Genomic DNA, 23,081 nt, shown 5'->3' with positions numbered 1-23,081 from the left:
TTGAATTCGTTTCTGGTCGCTCGCACATTTGACTCACCCCGACATCGCTATCGCTTGTCGACCCTCTCTCCTTCGGAAAGAGGGTGAAAAAAGAATCCCGTCTTTCCGAAGGAGAGAGGGGGCAGGGCCTGCCTGCCGGTAGGCAGGGGTGAGTCAACTCGCGGTGCGGACATTTGCGCTATGTTTCTAACAATCAAGTTTTAGCGTCTATATCCCGCCAAACGCAACCTCCTTATTAGCGCGGCCCCCCTTGCTACAAATCAGCCTCACCCTTAAATAGCACAGGTAATAATTTTTTATCCTGACGATAATTTTACACCTTGGTATACATATTTATTTTATTTTAGTGAGATGAAACTACAAATAGCCGATCTGGAGTTTGAGCCGCTGATTTCCTACGAGCAGATACAACAACGCATCGCCGAAGTTGCACAGGATATAAACAACGATTTTGAAGATAAGGAACCCATATTTGTAGGCATACTCAACGGCAGTTTTATGTTTTTTGCCGATTTGCTGAAAGAAATAACCTTGCCCTGCCAGGTTACCTTTACCAAGCTCGCCTCCTATTTCGGCGGCGTAAGCAGCACGCAAACCATCCGCGACGATTTTGACCTTTCGGGCGATATAAAAGGCCGGGATGTGATATTGGTGGAAGATATCATCGATACGGGCAACACCATCCGCTACCTTATTCAAAAACTAATGGTGCGCGAACCGGCCTCCATCACCGTTGTATCCCTGTTGTTTAAACCCGATGCCGTTGTGTACAGTATTGAAGAGTTGCGCTACGTAGCCTTCCAGATCCCGAATGACTTTGTAGTAGGCTATGGATTAGATTACCGGGAAATGGGCAGGAATTTGAAGGGGATATATAGGAAGAAGGCTTAAAAGGATTAATTGTTATGCCGTCGCTCGTCTCTTGTCGAGTGACGATTATTGCGGGGCATCTTGCCGCCGAATCGCGCCTAAAATATTTTTTGCAGATATCAAAATCTACGCTACATTTACCGCGCAAATCGCATACCGGATATCTTCCCCGATCGTCCCAAAAACCCTCCCCGGAACCTACAGGCAGGCGATAAAATTTAACAAATAAAAATCATGTATTTACTTATTGGATTAGCTATCGCCATTGTGCTGATAGGAATTAGTGCGCACATTGCACAGGAGTATCAACGCGCTATTGTTTTCCGTTTGGGCCGCTACAGCCGCACAGCAGGCCCCGGGCTTTATTTTATTATCCCCTTTATCGACAGGCAGATAACCGTGGATATCCGCACCCGCACGGTAGACCTGGAGCAACAGGAGACCATCACCAAAGACAGCGTAACCATTAAGGTGAACGCCGTGCTCTGGTTCAAGGTCATCAACCCGGAAGACGCCATTATTAAAGTGGCCAACTACAACATGGCCGTTTACCAGTTTGCGGTTACTGCGCTGCGTAACATTATCGGTCAGCACCATTTGGATGAGGTTTTGCGCGAACGCGAGCAGATCAACGCCACCATGCAAAAAATAGTAGATGCCGCCACCGAGCCTTGGGGTATTAAAATTGTAATGGTGGAGATGAAGGATGTAGAGATCCCCGAATCGATGCAGCGTGCTATGGCCCGCGAAGCGGAAGCCATCCGCGAGAAACGCGCCCGTATCATTAAAGCCGAAGCGGAGCTGGAAGCATCCATCAAACTTACCCAGGGCGCCAAGCAAATGGAAGCAAGCCCGATAGCTTTAGAGTTGCGCCGCATGCAAATGCTCTCCGAAATAGGCATCGACAATAATACCACCACCATTGTACTGGTACCGTCCGATTTTACCAATGCCGCAAGGAGCTTTACGGAGATGGTGGGGAAGAAGACGACAGAGAATTAATTAGGTGTTTTATGCAGTCGCCAGGTTATTGCCGGGTGACTGTTTCTACAAGATTGAAACACAGACGGGTGTTAATTGATAGTTAGTCCGCTATAGAGAGCAGATTTGTATTTAGTTAAATGATTAATCGCTAATTCGATGTGATTAGCCGGGAAAAGATTTTCTTTTCTAAACGACCAGTTTTTAACTTCTTCTTTTATCGTTTCTAAATGATAAGATTTTGTTTGGTTAATAGAATAGTCAACAGTGGCCAATAATTCTAAACCATACGGAGATTCAAACCCCTGTATGAATTCAGCAACTTGGTTAAGCCGGACTTTTTCATCCGGTGTCGTGGAAGAATCAATATATTTTTTTACTTCGTCTTTTTTTGCGGGAACAAGTTCTAAAACCTCAAAAGGCTTGGTATCCATCTGCTCGTAGCCTTTAATGTAATAGCCATTTAATGCAAAGAGTACGAATCTAACTTCATTGGAATACGGCCCATAAGCTCCTTTGATAAAAGTTAATCTTAGCTGCGTCTCTCCAAATCGTTGCAAAAAATAACCAAGCTTTACAGCGGCAAATTCACTTGCAAACTCCCCTAAGGCCCTATACTGATAAAGCAGAGTTAAAAGCATTGCACGGGCGGGCGTAAGTTTGGCTGCAATAATCTTATCCTCTTTTTTTAACGCTTCTTTTATCAAAGCATTTGGCTCATAAACAAGCACGTCAATAGTCATATCAGACAAAGACTGTTCAATAATTGGCTTTACGACATTCCAGTCTAAGCCGCCATTGCCACAACCCAGAGGTGGAAGGGCGATTGACTTTATATCGTAGTTGCTGATTTGGTCGTGCAGGTCCTTTAATCCGTCTTTAATCCATTGCAGTTTTGATGGATTACGCCAATGCTGTTTAGTGGGAAAATTGATGATGAATTTTACACCGTTTAAATCGTTTACCGGAACAACCTGGACCTTACCAACGGCAATTTCATTTCGTTCAGAAGCCTGTTTGTAAATTTTATAATTTTCGGGGAAGGCATATTTAAACTGCAATGCGATGCCCTTACCCATCACACCGACGGTGTTAACGGTATTGACAAGCGCATCCGCTTTTGCGTCAAGTATATTTCCTTCTTTATAAATGATCATAAAACAATTTGGCCGGCGATATTCTAATATTGATATTTAAATCCGCTTCTGCAAGCAAATCGGATACTTTTTGTTCTGCCGTCTTATTAAAAACGCCAATGTAATCAACCGCTGTAATCGGCAAATGTTCTTTAACCAAAAGCTCCGATTGCTTTTTACTCTTTCTTCGAAGATCAGTCTCGTCACTTATCCAATGGGTGCTATAAATCGTATCCCAATCCAATCTATCAAAATCTTCCTTTTTATTGTAGTAGGCTGATGTGTCACTGCGGGCATGTCCATCGGTAAAGAAATAGCTAAGGTTATGTGCTTCAACTTGATCCACCGATGATATTAAATATACGATATCTTCTTGAGCGTGCTTGGGAATATCTTCATAGCCTCTCGCAATTTGATATAGCATTGGCGACCTTGGCCCGAGATAAAAAGGGACATACTCTGACAGCTTTCCACCCGGGGGATCGCAGGCGTCTAAGCCTTTACGGTAGTTAATTAGAGAGGAATCGCCAATGTTTTTGTAGTTAGGATCAAAATGTGGGGAAGTGCTCGTGTAAATTCCATTTTGGAGAATATATAGTAAATTATGGATATGTGTTATTCTATATAACCAAATTTTACCAGGCAAACTCATTCATCTAAAGTAAATATATTTTACATAATTCCCTACACCCCAACCACCAGCAACTCCTCCAAAACCTCCAGCGCCTCGTTAATATTCCCAACTCTATCCACGCTCAACCTTAGCGTGTTTTTCACCTCCTTCAAATTGGTGCGGCGTGGGTTGCGCTGTACAAAGTTAAGCACTTCGCGGAAGGCATCGCTTTCGAAATAGGCGGACTGCTGGTTGGTGATGAAATAGCCGCGAAGCACATTGTTTTTGAGTGATACTTTTTCAAAACCGATAGTTTTACCCAGCCATTGCAGGCGCATGGAGTTCAGCAGATCGTTCACTTGTAGCGGTATCGGGCCAAAGCGATCGTGCAATTGCTGTTTAAAAGCTTCCAGCTCGGTTTCGTTCTCGAGTTTGGAGAGTTCGGTATACAGGTTATAGCGCTCGGCTATGCTGGTTACGTATTCGTCGGGAATCAGGATCTCCTGGTCGGTATCTATCTGGGTAAAGGTGATAAATGGCTTTGGCTTTTCATCCGGGAACACGCCTTTAAATTCGTCTTCCTTCAGCTCCTGTATGGCTTCGTCCAATATCTTGTGGTACATTTCAAAGCCAATTTCGGCGATGAAACCGCTTTGCTCGGCACCCAGCAGGTTACCGCTGCCGCGGATATCCAAATCGCGCATGGCTACATTGAAGCCGCTGCCCAGGTCACTAAATTCTTCTATGGCGCTGAGGCGCTTGCGTGCCTCGTTGGTTAAAGTAGATAGGGGCGGACTCAGCAAATAACAATAAGCTTTTTTATTGCTCCGCCCAACGCGGCCGCGCATCTGGTGCAGGTCGCTCAGGCCGAACATGTGGGCGTAGTTGATGATGATGGTATTAGCATTCGGGATATCCAAACCTGCCTCGATAATGGTAGTGGCCACCAGCACATCGTACTCGTGGTTCACAAATTTCAGCATCACATCTTCCAGCGCGTCGCCTTCCAGCTGCCCGTGGGCAATGCCAATGCGGGCTTTTGGCACCAGCTTATGGATCATGCCGCCTAATTGCGGCAGGTCGGCAACGCGGTTGTGGATAAAGAACACCTGCCCGTCGCGCTCTATCTCGTGCTCTACGGCTTCTTTAATCAGCTTATCATTAAAAACATGCAGCTCGGTCACTACCGGCTGGCGGTTTGGCGGCGGAGTGGAGATAATGGAAAGATCGCGCGCGCCCATCAGTGAAAAGTGCAGCGTACGCGGGATAGGTGTTGCGGTTAGCGTCAGCGTATCCACATTGGCGCGCATCTGTTTCAGCTTTTCCTTAACGGTTACGCCAAACTTCTGTTCCTCATCAATGATCATCAGCCCCAGGTCCTTAAACTTCACATCCTTGCTCACCAAACGGTGCGTGCCGATGATGATATCCACCTTGCCATCTTTTAGCTTGGCAAGGGTATCTTTGATCTGTTTGCTTGTTTTAAAACGATTGATGTAATCGATGTTTGCCGGGAAACCCTTCAGGCGGTCGCTAAACGTTTTATAATGCTGGGCGGCAAGGATAGTGGTAGGCACCAGGATGGCCACCTGCTTGCTATCTGCAACGGCCTTAAACGCAGCGCGGACGGCTATCTCTGTTTTGCCAAACCCAACGTCGCCGCAAATGAGGCGGTCCATCGGGTGTGGCGATTCCATATCCTTTTTAAAATCTGTTGTGGCTTTTTCCTGATCAGGCGTATCCTCGTATAAAAAGGATGCTTCCAGCTCGGTTTGCAGGTAGCTATCCGGCGAAAAGGCGTTCCCATCCTGGGCCTTACGCAGGGCGTAAAGCTTAATGAGATCGCGGGCTATATCCTTAACTTTTTTTTTTGTTGTTTTCTTCAGCCGTTCCCAGGTATCGGTGCCCAGCTTGTTCATGCGTGGCTGCGTGCCCTCTTTGCCGCTGTATTTGCTGATGCGGTTTAGCGAGTTGATGTTGACGTACAGCAGGTCGTTATCGGCGTAAATCAGCCTGATCATCTCCTGCACCTTGCCATTTACCTCCACCTTTTCCAGCCCGGCGTATTTGCCGATGCCGTGGTCTATATGGGTGATAAAATCGCCAGGTTTCAGTTCGCGCAACTCCTTCAGCGTAATAGCCTGCGAGCGCTGGTAGCCTTTTTTGAGCTTGTATTTATAGTAACGGTCGAAGATCTGATGATCGGTGTAGCAGGCGAGTTTTTGTTCCTTATCGATAAAACCTTCGCGGATGGACACGCTCAGTGGGGTGAACTTTACCGTTTTATCCAGGTCATCCAAAATAGCGTAAAGCCGTTCTACCTGGCGGGAAGAATCGGTAAGGATATAGTTCTCAATCTTCTCCGCCTCGTTGTTCTTAAAATTATGGATGAGCAGGCTAAAGTCTTTATTGAACGATGGCTGCGGGCGCATATCAAACATGATCTGCGCGGCGTCGTGATAAAAGAACTGTTTGCCAAATTCCACCAGCGGGAAATCGTGCAGCTGGTCGGCAATCAGTTTTTCGTCGGTAAAACTAAACTTGGGATCTATCCAGTCGGGGTTCTGATTTTTCTCTTCTGCGGAGAGGGCCTTCCACAAGGCGGTTGCCTTTTTGTGGCCGGTTTGGATGATATCCAGCGTAAACTGTACATCCTTTATCCACACCTGTGTACCGGCATCCACATATTCCAACAAAGAAATGTTATTCTCTGTTAGGAATTTAGATTGCACATTAGGTACAATGGTAATGTTCTTTACTTTTTCGGCGGAGAGCTGGCTTTCTATCTCAAACGTGCGGATCGACTCGATAAAATCTCCGAAGAACTCCACCCGGTAAGGCAGATCGTGCGAGAAAGAGAAGATATCCACAATACCGCCACGTACGGAGAATTGCCCCGGCTCGTATACGAAATCAACGCGGTCGAAATCGTACTCCACCAAAAACTCGCTGATAAATTCGATGCTCAGCTTATTGTTTACCGAGATCTCCAGCGTGTTCTTTTCCAGCGAGGCGCGGTCTATCACTTTTTCGGCAATAGCTTCGGGGTAGGTAACAATCAGCTGTCCAAACTCCGATGAATGGTTTAATTCGTTCAATACTTCGGCGCGGGCCAAAACATTGCTGCTATCGGGCTGGGTAAATTCAAATGGTTTTCGGTAGGAGGAAGGGAAAAGCAGGGCTTCTTTACCGGTGAGGTTTTCCAGATCAGCCTGGAAGTAGGAGGCCTCTTCGCGCTCGGGCAGTACGAAGATCATATGCTTGTGCTGCAAAAAATACAATGCTGCCGCCATGGCCGCATCGCCCGATCCGACTAACCCCCTCAGCTGAACTCTCGGATTTTTACCGGCATTAAGCGCCTGCGCCAATGCCTTTATCCGTTCGTCGGCCTTATACCTATCTAATATATCGCGGATATTCAAAGCAGTGCAAATATAGCTAAAAAAGGCGTTTTTGTCTCCGCCGCATAATTATCAGAAATTAAAGCAAACAAAAGCAGGCATTGTTTACTTTTAAATGATATTTCGCTTTTTATGCCGCGAATCAAAATTTTAACTCAGATACTAAACTTTATACGACCATGAAGAACTCAGTAATTTTCGGAATATTAATAGGCGTTTTAAGCCTGATATGGCTTTTTGTAATGCGTGCAACGGGATACAACCTTACCGATAGTAAAGCGTCTCCTATAGAGTACGCATCGATATTAATACCCCTGGTAGGCCTTTATTTCGGCGTCAGAAACTTTCGCGATGGCGAGCTGAAAGGCAATATGGGCTTTTTGGAAGCGCTGATACAAAGCTTTAAAATATTGCTGGTTGGCGGTGCCCTGGCTATTTTTGCAGGTATTGTATTTATTAACTGGGGCAACCCGGGTTCTCAGGATACCACCTTCCAAAGCTTTAGCGGTCGTATTTTTGGCGCGCTGCTGGTTGGTGTAATTATGGCTTTTGGCGTATCTTTATTGCTCACAACCAAGAGCAACAAAGTTGATTAAAAAGCTTTTTAATAAGTACTTCGAACTTGTATTCTGGATAACAGCAATGGTTTGCCTGGCGTTTAACAACCCGGCAAACCATTCGCATTTTAGCCTGTGTCCATTCAAGGCCATGGGTTTTACATGGTGCCCCGGCTGCGGGCTGGGGCATTCTATCTCCTGGCTATTCCGCGGCGATATTATCAACTCTTTTCATGCGCACTGGCTGGGGATCCCTGCGGCGCTGGGTATCTTTTACCGGATATATACCCTGGCAAGGCCGGTGAATTATTTGGGGAAGATAGAAAACAGTCATAGCGAACTCTAAACTGCTCGTGGCGAGTTGATTAATCCAGCCTCACCCTGCCCTCTCCAAAGGAGAGGGTTCTCCATAGACGTTCAAGTCCTCTCCTTTGGAGAGGATTATTTCGTGAGGGCTTCGCCGTTTAGGTGAGGCTCTTTCTTAAGCCTTTTTACCGTAGGTAGCAGGGGCGACGCACGATAGTACCGTCGGGGGGAGTTAAATAACCACGCGATTGAACTCTGCGCATTCACTCACCGACATCCCCGCCAACCGGCAAAAAAATCACCCCCACTTCACCGCAAAATTCACCTTGTTTACCGATAGTTTATTACAGGCCGCCAACTTTGTATTGGCGTTTTTTGTGTTTGGATGTAGTTTTACATCATAAATCATCACAAACAATTAAAAAATTAAGAAAATGAACATGTATCAAGATCCTTATATGACTTTCTCGGATATGACATCCGAAGAAATGGGTTTTCTGCAACAGGCCACAAACGCGCTTTCAGAAAAACAGAAGCAATACTTTTACATGGTTTACTCCGGTAAAAGGCGCAGCCCGCAGGAGATACTGATCTTTACGCTGCTTGGTTTTATTTGTATTGCCGGCGTGCAGCGCTTTATAACAGGGCAAACGGTAATGGGTATATTCTTCCTGATAACCGGCGGCTTCTGCGGCATCGGTACCATTGTAGACCTGGTGAACCATCGCAACATTGCTACCGAGTACAACCAGAAAATGGCTTACGAAAGCTTCCAGATCACCAAAATGGCCGTTCAGGAATAATTAACACATCATCATCAACCAAACTAATACACATACTACAATGAAAACGCTGAACAAAACCGCAAATAAACTAACCGTTCGTTTCGACAAAGAATTACTGAATTTATTGAAGAGCGACCTGAAATCTGTCCGCGCTAAAAAAGCCTGATAGATATAAATAAACGACGGGCGATTAGCCCGGTAGATCAAAACGAATGTAAGCATTGGGAAGGGCAGAGAGGCCCGGCGGCGATTGGCCCACCAAAGAAAATATTATATGCGTTTTGGTCTTTGTTGGTTTTATAACTTGGTGAATTGCTTTGCAACATGATTTGCACCGACGCGATTTGACTCACCCCCGGCCCCTCTCTCCTTCGGAAAGAGGGGAGTTTTCTTTTTTTTCTTTTTTTTTACCCTCTTTGCGGAGCAGAGAGGGTCGAACAGCGATAGCGCATTCGGGGTGAGTCAACCCGCCACATTGTTTACGCAAATAAAAAATCCCGCCAATCTTTCCAATCTCCCAAATCCTGTACTACCTTAGCTTATATGAAATTAGCACAGCTCACCGCTTACCTGGAAAGCCTGGCCCCGCTGGCCTACCAGGAAGAATATGATAATTCGGGATTAATAGTAGGCCACCCCGATGCCGAGGTGCATCAGGCGCTGATCTCGCTGGATTGCACCGAGGCCGTGGTTGATGAGGCCATTGCCACCGGCTGCCAGGTGATCGTATCGCACCATCCTATTGTTTTTAAAGGCTTAAAAAAGTTCAACGGTAAAACTTATGTAGAGCGCGTGGTGGAGAAAGCCATTCGCCACAACATTGCTATCTACGCCATCCATACCAACCTGGACAACATCATGACGGGCGTTAACGCCCGCATTTGCGAAACGCTTGGCTTGCAGAACAGCCGCATCCTGGCACCCAAACATCAGTTGCTTAAAAAACTGGTTACCTACGTGCCCGTTGCCCAGGCCGAGGAAGTACGCAGCGCCTTATTTGCCGCCGGTGCCGGCAATATTGGCAACTACAGCGAAGTAAGCTTTAATGCCGAGGGCTTTGGCACCTTTAAAGGAAACGAACACACCAACCCCTTTGTAGGCGAGCCGGGCAAGCGTCACCGCGAGCACGAGATCCGCATAGAAAGCATTTACCCGGCCAACCTGGAGAGTAAAATTATTATGGCCCTCGTATTAGCGCACCCTTACGAGGAAGTGGCTTATGACCTGTATGCCCTCACCAACCAACACCAGCAGGTGGGCAGCGGCATGATAGGCGAACTGGAGAACCCCAAAAATGCCGACTCATTTTTAGCCTTCGTAAAAGAAAAAATGAACGCCAGCGTTATCAGGCACACGGCATTTACCGGCAAGCCCATTAAAAAAGTAGCGGTTTGCGGTGGCTCGGGAGGGTTTTTATTGAAGCAGGCGATAGCAGCCGGTGCCGACATTTTTATCACCGCCGATTACAAATACCACGAGTTTTTTGATACCGAGGGAAAGATAGTGATCGCCGACGTTGGACATTTTGAAAGTGAGCAATTTACGCAACAATTATTGTATGAAATTATTCAAAATAAATTTGTTAACTTTGCGGTCCGTTTAACAAAAGTGAATACAAACCCCGTCAAATATTATATTTAATGGAACAAACCGTAGAACAAAAGCTTAAAGCTTTATACGACCTGCAAACCATCCACACCAAAATTGATAAAATTCGTCAGGTACGTGGTGAATTACCTATGGAAGTTGCCGATCTGGAAGATGACGTAGCCGGATTAGAAACCCGTATACAAAAAATAAAAAACGAGCTTGATGATCTTGAGGACGAAATTGTAACCCGCAAGAACCTCATCAAAGACTCACAAGCCAACACCAAAAAATACGAGGCCCAGTTAAACGAGGTTAAAAATAACCGCGAATACGATGCTATCTCCAAAGAAATTGAGATACAGGGTTTAGATATACAAGTAAGTGAGAAAAAAATTCGTGAGTTTGGTTTTGAAATTTCTTCAAAAACGGCCATTTACGAAAAAGCACTGGCCGACCTTGATGCACGCCGTGCAGACTTAGATGCTAAAAAAGACGAGTTAGGCACCATTACCGCCGAAACCGAAAAAGAAGAGAACGAGCTAACTGCCCTGGCAGAAAAAGCTATCCCGAACATCGAAGAGCGTTTGCTTACTGCGTACAACCGTTTACGCGGCAACGCGAAAAATGGCCTGGCTGTTGTAACCATTCAGCGCGATTCTTGCTCTGGTTGCTTTAACCAGATCCCGCCACAACGCCAGTCGGATATACGCCAGCGCAAAAAAATCATCGTTTGCGAGCACTGCGGTCGTATCCTGGTTGATGAGCTAATGGCTTTGGAAGAAGAGAACGCATAATAAGCAACCAACTATAAATTTATATTTAGAAGGCCCCAGCTATGGGGCCTTTTTTTGTGGGCGGGTATTTATTCCAAGGGAAAACTATCCATGTACTTGCGCCCTTTATCCATTTACCGGGATGGCTGCATGCTGCACCTTTGTATTGTTAATAACAATAAACAAAACAGCAAAATGAAAAAGCAATTTTTAATACCCACCCGCGACGAAGTAACCCCAACCAACCAGGCCATATTTGATAATCTTAAAAAAGCCCTCGGTTTTGTACCTAACCTGTACGCTGCTATAGCTTATTCTGATACCGGCCTTGCCCGCTACCTCGCTTACCAAAACGCTAAAACAACTTTAACCAACAAAGAAAAAGAAGCCGTTAACTTAATTATAAGCCAGGTGAACGAATGCCAGTATTGTTTAAGCGCGCACACCGTAATTGGTAGAATGAATGGCTTTAGCGATGAACAGATACTGGACCTGCGCAGAGGCAAAAGCGAAAACCCTAAACTGAATGCTCTGGTACAGTTAGCCGCCGACATCACCCGCAACCGTGGTAACGCTGCCGATGAAACCGTAGCAGACTTTTATGCCAATGGCTACACCAACGAAAACCTGGTTGATTTAATTTTACAGATAAGCGATAAAACCGCTATGAATTACCTGCACAATTTAACAGATATTGCGGTAGATTTCCCGGCAGCACCGGCATTGTAATAATGCCGCCCGGCTTAAGCAAATTAGAGATGAGCGCAGAAAACAAAAGATACCCGCTACCACCATTTAATATGGAAACCGCCTTGCAAAAAGTACAGGCGGCAGAAGACGCCTGGAACACCCGCGACCCGGAGAAAGTGAGCCTGGCGTACACCATAGATTCGGAATGGCGCAACCGTACCGATTTTATAAACGGGCGCGAGGAGATCAAAGCCTTTTTAACCCGCAAATGGGAAAAAGAACTGGATTACAAACTGAAAAAGGAACTGTGGGGCTTCCGCGAGAACCGGATGGCGGTACGTTTTGAGTATGAATGGCACGATGAAGCCGGGCAATGGTACCGCAGCTACGGAAACGAGCTTTGGGAGTTTGACGAGAATGGCTACATGCAAAAACGCTTTGCCAGCATAAACGATATGCCCATTGCCGAAACTGACCGTAAATTGTAAGTAATGACAGAGCAGCAGAGCTTTACCCTGGTTAATCCGCAAACTGGTAACCTCGCTTTTAAGCTTTTTAGTTTTAGCGATAATAGTTATTTCGACCATGTGCAGCGGAATAACTATTATTCGCTTATTTGGATAAAGGAGGGGAGCGGTAATGCGCGCGCCGATTTTAACGACCATGCCTTTACAGCCAATACGTTGTTTGCCTTTGCGCCGTATCAGCCCTTTATGTTTACACCGAAAGACGGGATAGCCGGGCTTGCCCTTCATTTTCACCCCGATTTTTTCTGCATCCATAAACATCAAAAAGAAGTGGCCTGTAATGGCGTGTTGTTCAATAACATCTATAACCCCCCGTTTTTACATTTAGACGAACCCGCTTCCGCAACGCTGGAAATGTTAATTTCGCAGATCCGTACCGAAATGCAGAACCCCGCGCTGGCTCAGTACGAGCTGCTGGTATCTTATCTTAAAATATTGTTGATAACCGCTTCGCGTTTAAAAACACAGCAGCAGCCCGAAGCCGAGAAGGTATTGGAAGGGGCAAAGGAGCCCTTCATCCTGCAGAAGCTGAAGGATTATATAGAGCAGCATTTTAAAACCCGCCACGCCGCAGGAGAGTACGCCGACTTGCTTAACATCACCCCGAAAGCGCTTGCTAAGATCGCCAAGGCGCATTTCAATAAAACACTTACCGATATGATCTCCGAGCGCATTATCATCGAAGCCAAGCGCGAACTATACCTCACCAATAAGCCCGTAAAAGAAATCGCCTACGAACTGGGTTATAACGACGAAAGCTACTTTAGCCGCTTCTTTAAAACCAATGCTGATGTAAGCCCGCAAATGTATCGCGATACGGTTGGGTTTAACAGGATGGGGGAAAACGATTTTCAGCGGGCGGGGCGACCGTATGCGGGGTGATGAGGTGATGGGTTGGGCTGAGAAATCGCTTAACAGGCAAGTCAATAAACTATATTTAGATGGCTCTCATTTAAGGGGCTTTTTTGTTGGGTAGTTTTGGTGCACAACCTTTTCAATAATGCCTTGCAGCCTAAATAAAACTGTCTGCCGGTTTTTATAATGATTTTTGTTAAAAAATTTACCGTCGATAAGCTTGGTATCGGTGGCAAAATCGTCGATGCTCACTTCAAACTGGGCTGAAGGAACTTGTATTTCAAAGATCGTATGGCAACTATGATCTATATAAACCGTTAACTCAGTTTTTTTACCATTATAAATTCTTGTGTATTGCGGGTATAATATTTTTTCGTTTTTAATTCGTTTTAAATTATTGAGTACGGTATTTAAAAAAGCCGGCGGAATAACTCTCGCTTCGCTGATATTGCAGCCGTCGAACTGTCTGATGTAAGATTTATTGTCATGTTTCCAGATGATATATTTCGTCTGCGATGAGTTGCAGCTATCGAGCTTAATTGCTTGTACGCCTCCTAAACAATTCAAATAATAAAATACAATAGTGTCTACGGTCTGCTGCTTTAACTCAATAATCGCCCGTTTTACCTGAGTTTCGGTGTCCCCGAATTTAATGCGGCTCAATGTAATCGAATCTGCCTCCTGCCCGTGCACCAAGCCGGAAAACAATAAAAAACATAACAGGCTTATGATTCTTTTGTGCATTTAAAAGGAATAATATGCTTTAAATATAACAGGAGTTCTCTTCCAAAACAAGCACGCTCCCTTTCAAAACATCCCCATCTGCTTACCACCTTTCGGCGTAAACAAAGTCAAATCATACGAGGGCATTTCCCGCCCTGCTAAAAAGCGTACACAGGCCATGCGGTATAGCTGGTGGATGGAGTTGGCCACATGCCCGTCGCCGCTCATGCGGCGGCCAAATTCGCTGTCGTTCAGGTTACCGTCGTGGCAGGCTTTTATCATGTTCAGCACCTTCTCGGCGCGGTCGGGGTAAGCTTTGTGCACCCAGTCGGTAAAGATCTCGGCAATGCTGCCGTTGAGGCGTACAATGGTAAAGCCGGCGGAGAGTGCGCCACGATCGGCGGCGGCTTTAATAATATCGGGCACCTCGTTACTGTTTAAGCCGGGGATGATAGGCGCTACCATTACCCTTACGGGGATACCTTTTTCGGATAGTTTTTGGATCACCGCCAGCCTGCCCATGCCAGTTACGGTACGCGGTTCCAGTTTTTGGCGGAGCGATTCGTTCAGCGTTGTGATGGAGATATTTACATGCGCCAGGTTCATCTGCGCCATTTCGGTTAAAATATCCATATCGCGCAATACCAGGTTGTTTTTGGTGATGATGCTTACCGGGTTTCGGTATTTATGAAAAACTTGCAGCAATGCCCGGGTAATCTTCAGCTTGCGCTCGGTAGGCTGGTAGCAATCGGTATTGCCCGATAGTACGATGGGTACGGGCTGGTAACCCTTTTTATTAAAATGCTTTTCCAGTAGTTCGGCGGCGTTGCGCTTTACGATGATCTTGCGCTCAAAATCCAGCCCGGCGCTAAAGCCGTAGTACTCGTGGGTGTTGCGGGCGTAGCAATAAATGCAACCATGCTCGCAGCCCTGGTAGGGGTTTACCGATACAAAATGACTCAGGTCCGGGCTGTTAGATTCGCTTACTATCTTTTTGGCGTTCTCCTCAAAAAGCTGCGTGCGGGTATCTTCCAGCAGCAGTTCGTCCAGCCCTTCAATATGGTCCAGTACGTATTTTTGCTTTAAAAACTTGTTGTGTGTGTTTACCTGGGCGCCTCTCCCCTTAAAAAACTCCCCGTTCTCCTCGTGTGCCATAAGCACAAATTTGCTAATTTAATTAGCAAATCACAACTGTACCAAATTGTTTTTTATGGCATAAAGTACAAGGCCTACGCGGCTTTTTATTTGAAGTTTTTCAAAAAGCTGGTCGCGGTACCCATCAACGGTGCGCGCGCTGATACACATATGGTCGGCAATTTCTTTGTAGGTAAGTTCGGTGCCGGCCAGTTTTAAAAACTCCAGCTCGCGGCTATTCAGCTTTATTTCGTCGGCGCTGCGATTGTAGCTGTTCACCAGGTGGCGGGTAACAAACTCGGGGTAATAAATTTCGCCCTGTGCTACTTTGCGGAGGGCGTGTTCAAACTCGTAGGGTTCGGCATCTTTTAGCAGGTAGCCTTTTACGCCAAGCTTTACCATGGTTAATACCTTTTCGGCATCCTCAAACATCGATAGTACAATTACACAAATGTCCGGATAGTTTGATTTTAGCCAGCGCGCGGTTTCTATGCCGCCCATTACCGGCATATTGATATCCAGTAAAATAATATCAGGTTTTAGCTGTGGGGATAGCTTGCGGGTAAGCTCTTCGCCATTGGCGGCCTCGAACAGTATTTTGTACCCGCCCAGGCTGTTTATCAACGATACCAGCCCACTCCTGAACAGGCGGTGATCATCAACCAGCACTATTTGTATAGCTTCCGTGGGCATCTGTTTGTTGTAAAAGGGGGATACTAAAATTGTGATACAACAACCCCTTCCTTTGTTGCTTTTTAGCAACAGCATCGGTAAAGGCTGCTCTGTCCTGCTTGTTTTTAGTGCCGACGAGCCGTTTTTAACCTATAATATCAAAGAAAACGGCTACATCATCTGCGAGGGTTAAGTTAAAAAAATGTGAAGAATACCACAAACAAATTTTAAACTCTTTACCCGCGCCTGTTTAAGTGGCTTTGCAGCCCGGATCAACCTGGTTCTGCACCCTTGCGAAAACACAGGAACGCAACCGCCAGGCACGAATAAAGGATAGCATTTGAAGCGTTTGCGATGCCCCAAAAAAGCAAAAAATAGTTGTAGTTGTTTTTGTAGGCCATGTAAGCGTACGACGCGAAGAACATAAATGTAATAATGCAAAAAAAAAGGAGTCCGGTATTTACCCAGAAACCAGGGAGCTTAATAATTGATAAAGGTTGCAATGTGTAATGCATTAATTCCGAAAAATACAGGCAGCATAAAACAATAAGTACTACGTCCTGCAGCAGGATGCTCATGGTATCGAGTTTCCAGAAACCCTGAAAAAAAGCCATGTTGATAATGGAGAATCCGATAGTAAAAACGATGGTCGCCCCCAGGTGTTTTTTAAATGCGGGTGTTTTGAGCTCCCCCAGCAAAAAGAGCGCGTTAAATAAGAAGAAAATGGCCATTTGGATATTAGCGATCCATAAATTAGAGTGATTGATGCTGAACCAGTTATGAATAGTGCCAAATTCGTAAATTACGATATACAGCAAAAAAGGCATAAAATAGCTGTACGGTGTTCCCTTCATTTTTGGCCATTGTACAAATGCCACTATAAAAGCCATCAGTTCGAAAAGAAAATAGATATAATCTGACCACAACATTGCCGACAATATACGCATTCGGCCTTACAGCAAAAAGCAAGACTAACAAGCCTCAACTAAACGGCAAAGCCCTCATGAAATAGTCTTCCACCGGTAGGGAAAATCTCCCCTGCCCGGTGAGATTTAGAGGGCCCCCGCTGCCTATGTATGTTTAGCTATGGGATCTATGGTAATGGTGATGGTGCAGCCTTTGCCCGGCTGGCTACTGATATCGGCAACACCGCCGATAAGAGAGGCCCTGTTCTGCATATTCCTCAGGCCCGAGCCGCCCGTGGTCAGGGCGTCGATGGAGAAGCCGGCGCCATCATCGGCAATAGTTAGCCGGAAGGAGGTTTCGGTATATTTAAGGTTGATCTTGAACTGCCTGGCGCCGGCATGTTTAAGCGCATTATTCAGCGCTTCCTGGAAGATGCGGAAGATCACCAGCTCGCGCTCGTCGCCCAAACCAAATGATTGCCCCTCAATATCCATCACCGCATCCATAATACTGCTTTTGTTTATGCGGTCTACTTCAATAGCTATGGTTTTTACAAGGCCAAGCTGCGCGATATGCTCGAAACTAAGGCTTTTAGACAGATCGCGCAGATCGCCGATGGCCTGGGCAACCAGTTTGCGGCTTTCGTCTATCTTATGAGCCTTATCGGTTTCGTTTAAATTGCCCGTAAGCGCCAGGTTTAGCTTTACAAAAGAGAGCACCTGGGTAATATTGTCATGTATCTCCTGGCTTACATAATGCAGGGTCTGCTCCTGCATCTCTATCTGGGTTTTAAGCAGTTCCTGGCTAAAAGCGGCCTTTAGCTGCTCCTGCTCCATGTGGTATTTGTTATGCCTGCGCTGGTACAAAAACAAAAAGCCAATAATAAATACGGCCAGCGATAGCAGCATGCCGGTGCCGGCTATAACTATATTGATAATTTCCTGATCGGGTTGAGGCATAGGAAGGAAATAATTAAACAGGTATATAATATAGCGTTGGCTATATCGGATATCATTCGGTATAATAAATAGTAATCATAACTGCGCTTGTAGGCCATGTAGCTAAACGACGCAAAGAACAAAAATTCGCCCAGGTAAAAAAATAATACACCTGTACATAACCAAAACCCCGGCAGTTTAACAATGCTAAGGCTATTGCTGAACGAAACCTGCATAAGCTCCCAAAAGTAAACACCCGTAAGAAATATGATCACAATTGTTTGCAGTATAATGGCACTTACGTTAAGTTTCAAAATCCCCTGGATAAAGAATTGGTTGATGATGTTATAACCAAGGCATACAAAAATGGTTATTAGTATAACCTTTTTATAAAACGGGCTTTTAAGCATGTTCCTGATAAAAAAGCTGTAAAAGGCAAATTCAACAGTGGTTATAAAATTGGTTGCCAACATGTTGTTGTTGCCGATGCTGAATTTGTTATACAGCGACCCGGTTTCGTACAATACAATTACGACCAGGAACGGGATAAAGAACTTATAATCAGATTCCAGTAGCGACCTGTATTTTACCAGGGCAATAAAAAGGGCAAACAGTTCAAAGCCAAAATAAATTTCAAATGTCATATTGCTAAGGGGGGATATGCCGTAGCAATATAACATTTTAGTAAATACAATTTAAGCCCCTATACGCAATTGTCGGGCGGGCACATTTTACCATGATTTAACCCATCGCCGCCGGTAACTTCTTCGCCGCTTGCTGCCGCGATTGTTTTAGCTTGAGTGCTCATTAGCATATCAACATGGGCCGCCTCGGGCGATGGTGCTTTGGTGGCCACAAGTACGGTCATCAGCCTATTGTGCGCGTGTTCGGGGATATCGGTTAAAATATTTTTCTTATCGTGGATCCCGAAATAAATGCGCAGGCCGAAACCGGTAGAGTCGCCGGTGTACCCGTTATCGGCGAATAATTTATCGATAGCTTCTTTAGAGAACCATATCGATTTACTGTCTTTTTTGGGGTCGAGGGCTTCGAATTTACCATCTTCGCGCATGATCTGCATCCTCTTGAAATAATTGTCAGAGAGTCTTTTGATCTTAGCTGCAGGTACGTCGGCTCCTGCCGCGCCCTTCAGATCTGTAGTTGCCATAGTTAATTGTGTTAGGGTTTAAAACTGTTTTCTAAGTTAGGAGTTGGCGTTTAAATTAAGGGGGTGTTTTCACGGTATTTTTTACCGTTAAAGCCGCGTTTTTTTTGGGTGTTCTGCTTCTTTCGGCGCAGCCAATTATGGTGTTACTTTGTCATATCAGATAATTAGTTGATTGTGCCTCTGCTTAAGGGTTACAACCCGGGCAAAGGAAAAAAAGTGTTACAAGCGCTTAGGCTCAAATAAGCGTTTAAAGTTAATCCTTACTTCGGGGGAATTTAGGGATGGAAGGAATGGTTGGGGAGCAATTCGCTCCCCGCGCCTCCTTCCAATTAAGATCATCTCTCCCTCAAAAAAAGGCCCTGCATCTACCAGCAACAATTTAGGCCCCTTGTGCGTTATCCACCCATGCGCAAGTTTTTGCAAAAACTCTTATATAAGCCCGTAGTACGGCTTACTGATAAATACTCGTCGAGACCAAGCAAAAACCGGGTGGATAAAGCGCTTAACGCGCTTTACAAAAGCATCACATCGAAACCGGGCAAAAAGGGGCTGGTGATACCATTTGATGCGAAGCACGATAAATTCATTATTTTTTCCGATCAGCATAAGGGTGCCCGAGATGGTGCCGACATATTTGCGCATTCGCAGCGGAACTACCTGGCCGCCCTGGATCATTATTACCGGGAAGATTTTACCTATATCAACCTTGGCGACAGCGAAGAGCTATGGGAGAATATTTTTTTGACCATAAAAAGGCACAATAAGGCAACTTTCCTGAAAGAGAAGCTTTTTATTGACAAAGAAAGATTTATTAAAATATTTGGCAACCACGATCTGTACTGGGGGAATGATCCGCTGGCGATGGTGAGCCTGGCGCAAATTTATGGAAAAGTGATAAGGGTGTACGAGGGGGTGGTATTGCAAACCAGTATTAACAATAAGCCGCTCTCCATTTTTATGACACATGGCCATCAGGGCGACCTGCAAAGCGATGGTAACTGGTTTAGCAAGTGGTTTGTATCTAATGTATGGGGGCCGCTGCAAGGGTACCTGCGCATTAACCCCAATACCCCGGCTTATAACAACCAGCTGAAAACAGACCATAACCGTATTATGTACGAATGGAGCAGCCAGCGAAAAGATCTGCTGCTGATAACCGGGCATACCCATCAGCCGGTGTTTCGGTCCTTAACGCAATTGGAAAGTTTGTACATCAGCCTGGATAAAGCAAAAGAAGCGAACGATGCAATAAAAACAGCCGAACTGGAAAGAACGATAACCGGCCTGCATTTAAAAGGAAACACCCCGCCCGATTTTAACGGCTACCTGGACACTTATTTTAACACAGGCTGCTGCTGTTTTGATGACGGCGATATTACCGGGATAGAGATTGAGGGCAATTGCATCCGCCTGGTAAAATGGACCTACCATAGAAAGGTTAGTGAAAGGATTGTATTGGAAGAGTGTAAGCTGGAGGATTTGAAACTGGCGTGAGAGTTGAGAATCAAGAGATAAGAAACAGGGCAGAAAAAATCGCAGCAGAGGTTTTATCTTGATTCTTGGCTCTTGATTCTTGACTCGTCCTGTTACCCGTCCAGCAGAAAAACAAAAAGCTCTTTAGGGCCATGGGCGCCTAAAACAAGTGTTTTTTCTATATCGGCGGTGCGGCTTGGGCCGGTAACGGTAGTGATCATGGATGGCAAGCGGGTGCCGTATTTTTCTTTGAGGAGTTTAAAGCCGTCTTTAAGATCGAGCACCAGTTGCGAGGTGTAGGCCAGCACAATGTGTACCGGCGGGTAAATGCTTAGCCTGCGGCCCGCCGCATTGGCGTTAGAGAGCATGATGCTGCCGTTGCGGGCAATCAAAGCTTCGCAGAGGGTGAAGCCAACATCGGCCTGTTCAAAATCTTTGTCGGTTTCAAAAAAGGGGTACTCGTAAGTGTTTAGCACTTGCTGCAGGGCGGGTTCCCAGCAGTATATTTTATGCCATTTGCGTTCTTCGGCAAGCTCCAGCAGGTTCTCAATAAATTGTACCTCGTCCTCACAAAAAACAAACTGACCGCTTACGGCCGTAAACTGCTCTGCAAAAACCACCTCCAGCAAATCCTCGTTGGGCGGATACATGGGCAGGTCTTCCAGGTTGGGATAGGGGTTATCGCGCTTTTCTAAAAGTGCCTTGCGCACTTTTTTTAACAGCTTTTCTTTTGATGTAGTGATATCCCTCATGGTATAGCTAAAAGCAAAAAGCTTAAAGCGAAAAGGTGTTGCTTTGTCCTTTCTGCTTTAAGCTTTTTGCTAAATAATTATTTAGTCCTTCGCTGTTGTATCGGTTTCACCGGGGTTTCTGGAAAAAGTTCCCGAGTGGTCGCTCACACCTTCGTGTATTAAGCTCTGTGCAACAGGCTCCTGGTTACTTTCGCCTTCGCCATTTACAAACTCATCGTAAGTGGTGCGGTTATCAAACGGGCGTTTACCCAGCAATTCTTCCAGATCTGATTGGAAAAGAATTTCTTTTTCGATCAGCTTGTTGGCTAATTTCTCCAAACCTTCACGTTTATCTATCAGTAAAGCTTTGGTACGTGCGTAAACTTCAGAGATCTGGTTGCGTACTTCGTTATCAATCAGTTCAGATGTTTTTTCTGAATAGGGCTTGTTAAACTGGTACTCGCCCTGTTGGTCGTTGAAAGATACATTACCAACTTTTTCGTTCATACCATAAATGGTAACCATGGCGTAAGCCAGTTTGGTAATGCGCTCCAAATCGTTTTGCGCACCGGTAGAGATCTTACCGAAGGTGATATCCTCGGCAACACGGCCGCCCAAAGTCATACACATGCCATCAAGTAATTGCTCGGTGGTGTATAAAAATTGCTCTTTTGGCAGGTATTGGGCGTAACCCAATGCTGCAACACCGCGCGGAACGATTGATACCTTCACCAACGGATCGGCATGCTCTAAAAACCAGCCTGCTATAGCGTGGCCTGCTTCGTGGTAAGCCACAATGCGTTTTTCTTCCGGAGAGATGATCTTGTTCTTTTTCTCTAAACCACCAATTACACGGTCGATAGCATCCTGGAAATCCTGCATATCAACGGCCTCTTTGTTTTTACGGGCAGCTATCAAAGCAGCTTCGTTACAAACATTGGCTATTTCGGCACCGGCAAAACCAGGGGTTTGTGCCGATAATTTTTTAGCATCTACACCCTCTGCCAGTTTAACCGGTTTTAAGTGCACTTTAAAGATCTGCTCGCGGCCAACCAAATCCGGTTTATCAATAGATACCTGCCTGTCGAAACGTCCCGGGCGCAATAAAGCGGAATCCAGTACATCCGGGCGGTTGGTAGCTGCCAGGATGATAATACCACTGTCGGTACCGAAACCATCCATCTCTACCAGTAACTGGTTCAGCGTATTTTCGCGCTCATCGTTACCACCTACAATATTGTTTTTGCCACGGGCACGGCCAATAGCATCAATCTCATCAATAAAAATGATACACGGCGCTTTATCCTTTGCCTGGCGGAACAGATCGCGAACACGCGATGCACCCACACCTACAAACATCTCCACAAAATCGGAACCCGAAAGCGAGAAGAACGGCACCTGCGCCTCGCCTGCAACGGCTTTGGCTAACAAGGTTTTACCTGTACCAGGTGAGCCAACCAGCAATGCGCCTTTTGGTATTTTACCACCCAGGTTGGTGTATTTTTTTGGGTTTTTAAGGAAATCTACAATTTCCATAACCTCTTGCTTGGCTTCTTCCAAGCCGGCAACATCATTAAAGGTAACCGATACCTGTGCTTCTTTATCAAACAAGGTAGCTTTTGATTTGCCGATGTTAAAGATCTGGCCACCGGGGCCACCGCCACCACCACTGCCCATACGGCGCATGATGAACAACCAAACACCCACCAACAGTACTGCCATAATAATACATTGCACCAACCAGTTGCTCAGCAGGTTTTCTTTGCTTTGCGCATATTCTATTGAAGTTAATCGCCCGTCGCCAACAGCTTTATCAGCATTGCTGATAGATTGTTTAAGGCTTTCGTAAGATGCATCAGTAAAATAATATTGCGGGCCATCGGCATTCAGCTTCAGGTTGCCTTGGTTTTTATTGGCATCTGCATATTCCGGCTTATTGATGCTGTCTTTCTTGATATAAACCTCGGCCACTATCAGGTCGCCGTTTTTGTAGGCGGTGATCTTTTCAACATCGCGGGTCTTCAGCATTTTGTTAGCAAAACGCTGAAAGTTTATCACCCTGCCGTTGTTGCCGCCCAAAAAGGTGGGCACCACAAGCAAACCAATAATAGCTATGGCGTAAAGCCACATCAGGTTAAACTTTGGCGGTTTGGGTGTAATTTTTTTATTCGGTATTTTCCTTATCGGTTTTTGGCCATCGGCCTTTTTATCTTTTTCCATTTTCTACAAGCTCAACAATCAATAATAATTAA

The 23,081-nt window shown here is 45.6% G+C and carries 24 protein-coding genes; 12 read left to right on the top strand and 12 right to left on the bottom strand.

The window, feature by feature from the left end; translation table 11 throughout:
• Nucleotides 1–351: 351 nt before the first annotated feature.
• Both hpt and IDJ77_RS06215 read left to right on the top strand, forming a co-directional pair.
• Complete coding sequence (gene hpt, locus IDJ77_RS06220) at nt 352–891, top strand: hypoxanthine phosphoribosyltransferase (protein ID WP_191188077.1); 540 nt, start codon at nt 352–354, stop codon at nt 889–891.
• 213 nt (nt 892–1,104) lie between these two features.
• Complete coding sequence (locus IDJ77_RS06215) at nt 1,105–1,872, top strand: slipin family protein (protein ID WP_191188076.1); 768 nt, start codon at nt 1,105–1,107, stop codon at nt 1,870–1,872.
• Between the two features lie 71 nt (nt 1,873–1,943).
• On the opposite strand, the gene darG is transcribed toward IDJ77_RS06215, so the two are convergent.
• Genes darG through mfd form a run of 3 tightly spaced genes read right to left on the bottom strand, consistent with a single transcriptional unit; the run spans nt 1,944 to nt 7,022 of the window.
• On the bottom strand, nt 1,944–3,008 hold the full coding sequence (darG, locus tag IDJ77_RS06210) for a type II toxin-antitoxin system antitoxin DNA ADP-ribosyl glycohydrolase DarG (protein ID WP_191188075.1): 1,065 nt from the start codon (nt 3,006–3,008) through the stop codon (nt 1,944–1,946).
• Nucleotides 2,995–3,639, bottom strand: coding sequence for a type II toxin-antitoxin system toxin DNA ADP-ribosyl transferase DarT (gene darT / locus IDJ77_RS06205; RefSeq protein WP_191188074.1), 645 nt, complete (start codon nt 3,637–3,639; stop codon nt 2,995–2,997). The genes darG and darT overlap by 14 nt, the downstream gene beginning before the upstream one ends.
• Before the next feature lie 32 nt (nt 3,640–3,671).
• Nucleotides 3,672–7,022 carry a transcription-repair coupling factor gene (gene mfd / locus IDJ77_RS06200; RefSeq protein ID WP_191188073.1) on the bottom strand — a complete coding sequence of 1,117 codons (3,351 nt, stop codon included), beginning with the start codon at nt 7,020–7,022 and terminating at the stop codon, nt 3,672–3,674.
• Between the two features lie 158 nt (nt 7,023–7,180).
• On the opposite strand from mfd, the gene IDJ77_RS06195 reads away from it, so the two are divergent.
• The 8 genes from IDJ77_RS06195 to IDJ77_RS06160 all read left to right on the top strand — a co-directional run bounded on the left by IDJ77_RS06195 (nt 7,181) and on the right by IDJ77_RS06160 (nt 13,111).
• Nucleotides 7,181–7,597 (top strand): DUF4199 domain-containing protein, encoded by a 417-nt coding sequence (locus tag IDJ77_RS06195; protein WP_191188072.1) that lies wholly within the window; start codon nt 7,181–7,183, stop codon nt 7,595–7,597.
• Nucleotides 7,590–7,904, top strand: a complete 315-nt coding sequence (locus IDJ77_RS06190; RefSeq protein ID WP_224750993.1) for a DUF2752 domain-containing protein — start codon at nt 7,590–7,592, stop codon at nt 7,902–7,904. The genes IDJ77_RS06195 and IDJ77_RS06190 overlap by 8 nt, the downstream gene beginning before the upstream one ends.
• Before the next feature lie 394 nt (nt 7,905–8,298).
• A complete protein-coding gene (locus IDJ77_RS06185; protein WP_191188071.1) occupies nt 8,299–8,667 on the top strand; it encodes an NINE protein in 369 nt (122 codons plus the stop codon).
• A gap of 525 nt (nt 8,668–9,192) precedes the next feature.
• Nucleotides 9,193–10,290, top strand: coding sequence for a Nif3-like dinuclear metal center hexameric protein (locus IDJ77_RS06180; RefSeq protein WP_191188070.1), 1,098 nt, complete (start codon nt 9,193–9,195; stop codon nt 10,288–10,290).
• The gene (locus tag IDJ77_RS06175; protein ID WP_191188069.1) at nt 10,290–11,033 is read left to right on the top strand and encodes a zinc ribbon domain-containing protein; all 744 of its coding nucleotides are present in this window, start codon (nt 10,290–10,292) and stop codon (nt 11,031–11,033) included. The genes IDJ77_RS06180 and IDJ77_RS06175 overlap by 1 nt, the downstream gene beginning before the upstream one ends.
• A gap of 174 nt (nt 11,034–11,207) precedes the next feature.
• Nucleotides 11,208–11,741: a carboxymuconolactone decarboxylase family protein gene (locus IDJ77_RS06170; protein WP_191188068.1), complete on the top strand. Its 534-nt coding sequence runs from the start codon at nt 11,208–11,210 to the stop codon at nt 11,739–11,741.
• Between the two features lie 29 nt (nt 11,742–11,770).
• Nucleotides 11,771–12,190, top strand: coding sequence for a nuclear transport factor 2 family protein (locus IDJ77_RS06165; protein ID WP_191188067.1), 420 nt, complete (start codon nt 11,771–11,773; stop codon nt 12,188–12,190).
• Nucleotides 12,191–12,193: 3 nt separating this feature from the next.
• Entirely contained in the window at nt 12,194–13,111 is a 918-nt protein-coding gene (locus IDJ77_RS06160; RefSeq protein ID WP_191188066.1) for a helix-turn-helix domain-containing protein, read from the top strand.
• A 66-nt stretch (nt 13,112–13,177) separates the two neighbouring features.
• On the opposite strand, the gene IDJ77_RS06155 is transcribed toward IDJ77_RS06160, so the two are convergent.
• The 3 genes from IDJ77_RS06155 to IDJ77_RS06145 all read right to left on the bottom strand — a co-directional run bounded on the left by IDJ77_RS06155 (nt 13,178) and on the right by IDJ77_RS06145 (nt 15,634).
• Entirely contained in the window at nt 13,178–13,828 is a 651-nt protein-coding gene (locus IDJ77_RS06155) for a hypothetical protein (RefSeq protein ID WP_191188065.1), read from the bottom strand.
• Nucleotides 13,829–13,891: 63 nt separating this feature from the next.
• On the bottom strand, nt 13,892–14,962 hold the full coding sequence (locus tag IDJ77_RS06150; protein ID WP_191188064.1) for a PA0069 family radical SAM protein: 1,071 nt from the start codon (nt 14,960–14,962) through the stop codon (nt 13,892–13,894).
• A 30-nt stretch (nt 14,963–14,992) separates the two neighbouring features.
• On the bottom strand, nt 14,993–15,634 hold the full coding sequence (locus IDJ77_RS06145; RefSeq protein WP_191188063.1) for a response regulator transcription factor: 642 nt from the start codon (nt 15,632–15,634) through the stop codon (nt 14,993–14,995).
• Nucleotides 15,635–15,665: 31 nt separating this feature from the next.
• Here IDJ77_RS06145 and IDJ77_RS06140 point away from each other — a divergent pair, with 31 nt between their 5' ends.
• Nucleotides 15,666–15,806 carry a hypothetical protein gene (locus IDJ77_RS06140; RefSeq protein WP_191188062.1) on the top strand — a complete coding sequence of 47 codons (141 nt, stop codon included), beginning with the start codon at nt 15,666–15,668 and terminating at the stop codon, nt 15,804–15,806.
• Between the two features lie 79 nt (nt 15,807–15,885).
• Here IDJ77_RS06140 and IDJ77_RS06135 read toward each other — a convergent pair whose 3' ends face one another.
• From IDJ77_RS06135 to IDJ77_RS06120, 4 genes are all read right to left on the bottom strand, one after another.
• A complete protein-coding gene (locus tag IDJ77_RS06135) occupies nt 15,886–16,542 on the bottom strand; it encodes a hypothetical protein (protein ID WP_191188061.1) in 657 nt (218 codons plus the stop codon).
• Nucleotides 16,543–16,683: 141 nt separating this feature from the next.
• Nucleotides 16,684–17,478, bottom strand: coding sequence for a sensor histidine kinase (locus IDJ77_RS06130; RefSeq protein WP_191188060.1), 795 nt, complete (start codon nt 17,476–17,478; stop codon nt 16,684–16,686).
• Nucleotides 17,445–18,101, bottom strand: coding sequence for a hypothetical protein (locus IDJ77_RS06125; RefSeq protein WP_191188059.1), 657 nt, complete (start codon nt 18,099–18,101; stop codon nt 17,445–17,447). The genes IDJ77_RS06130 and IDJ77_RS06125 overlap by 34 nt, the downstream gene beginning before the upstream one ends.
• Nucleotides 18,102–18,160: 59 nt before the next feature.
• Nucleotides 18,161–18,625 carry a hypothetical protein gene (locus IDJ77_RS06120; protein WP_191188058.1) on the bottom strand — a complete coding sequence of 155 codons (465 nt, stop codon included), beginning with the start codon at nt 18,623–18,625 and terminating at the stop codon, nt 18,161–18,163.
• Nucleotides 18,626–19,030: 405 nt separating this feature from the next.
• On the opposite strand from IDJ77_RS06120, the gene IDJ77_RS06115 reads away from it, so the two are divergent.
• Entirely contained in the window at nt 19,031–20,119 is a 1,089-nt protein-coding gene (locus tag IDJ77_RS06115; RefSeq protein WP_191188057.1) for a metallophosphoesterase, read from the top strand.
• 92 nt (nt 20,120–20,211) lie between these two features.
• On the opposite strand, the gene IDJ77_RS06110 is transcribed toward IDJ77_RS06115, so the two are convergent.
• Together IDJ77_RS06110 and ftsH are read right to left on the bottom strand one after the other, a co-directional pair.
• A complete protein-coding gene (locus IDJ77_RS06110) occupies nt 20,212–20,850 on the bottom strand; it encodes a LutC/YkgG family protein (RefSeq protein WP_191188056.1) in 639 nt (212 codons plus the stop codon).
• An 81-nt stretch (nt 20,851–20,931) separates the two neighbouring features.
• Nucleotides 20,932–23,049 (bottom strand): ATP-dependent zinc metalloprotease FtsH, encoded by a 2,118-nt coding sequence (ftsH, locus tag IDJ77_RS06105; RefSeq protein ID WP_191188055.1) that lies wholly within the window; start codon nt 23,047–23,049, stop codon nt 20,932–20,934.
• Nucleotides 23,050–23,081: the final 32 nt, after the last annotated feature.

Source organism: Mucilaginibacter pankratovii, from assembly GCF_014773265.1.
GTDB lineage: Bacteria > Bacteroidota > Bacteroidia > Sphingobacteriales > Sphingobacteriaceae > Mucilaginibacter > Mucilaginibacter pankratovii.
This window is presented reverse-complemented; position numbering and strand designations above follow the sequence as displayed.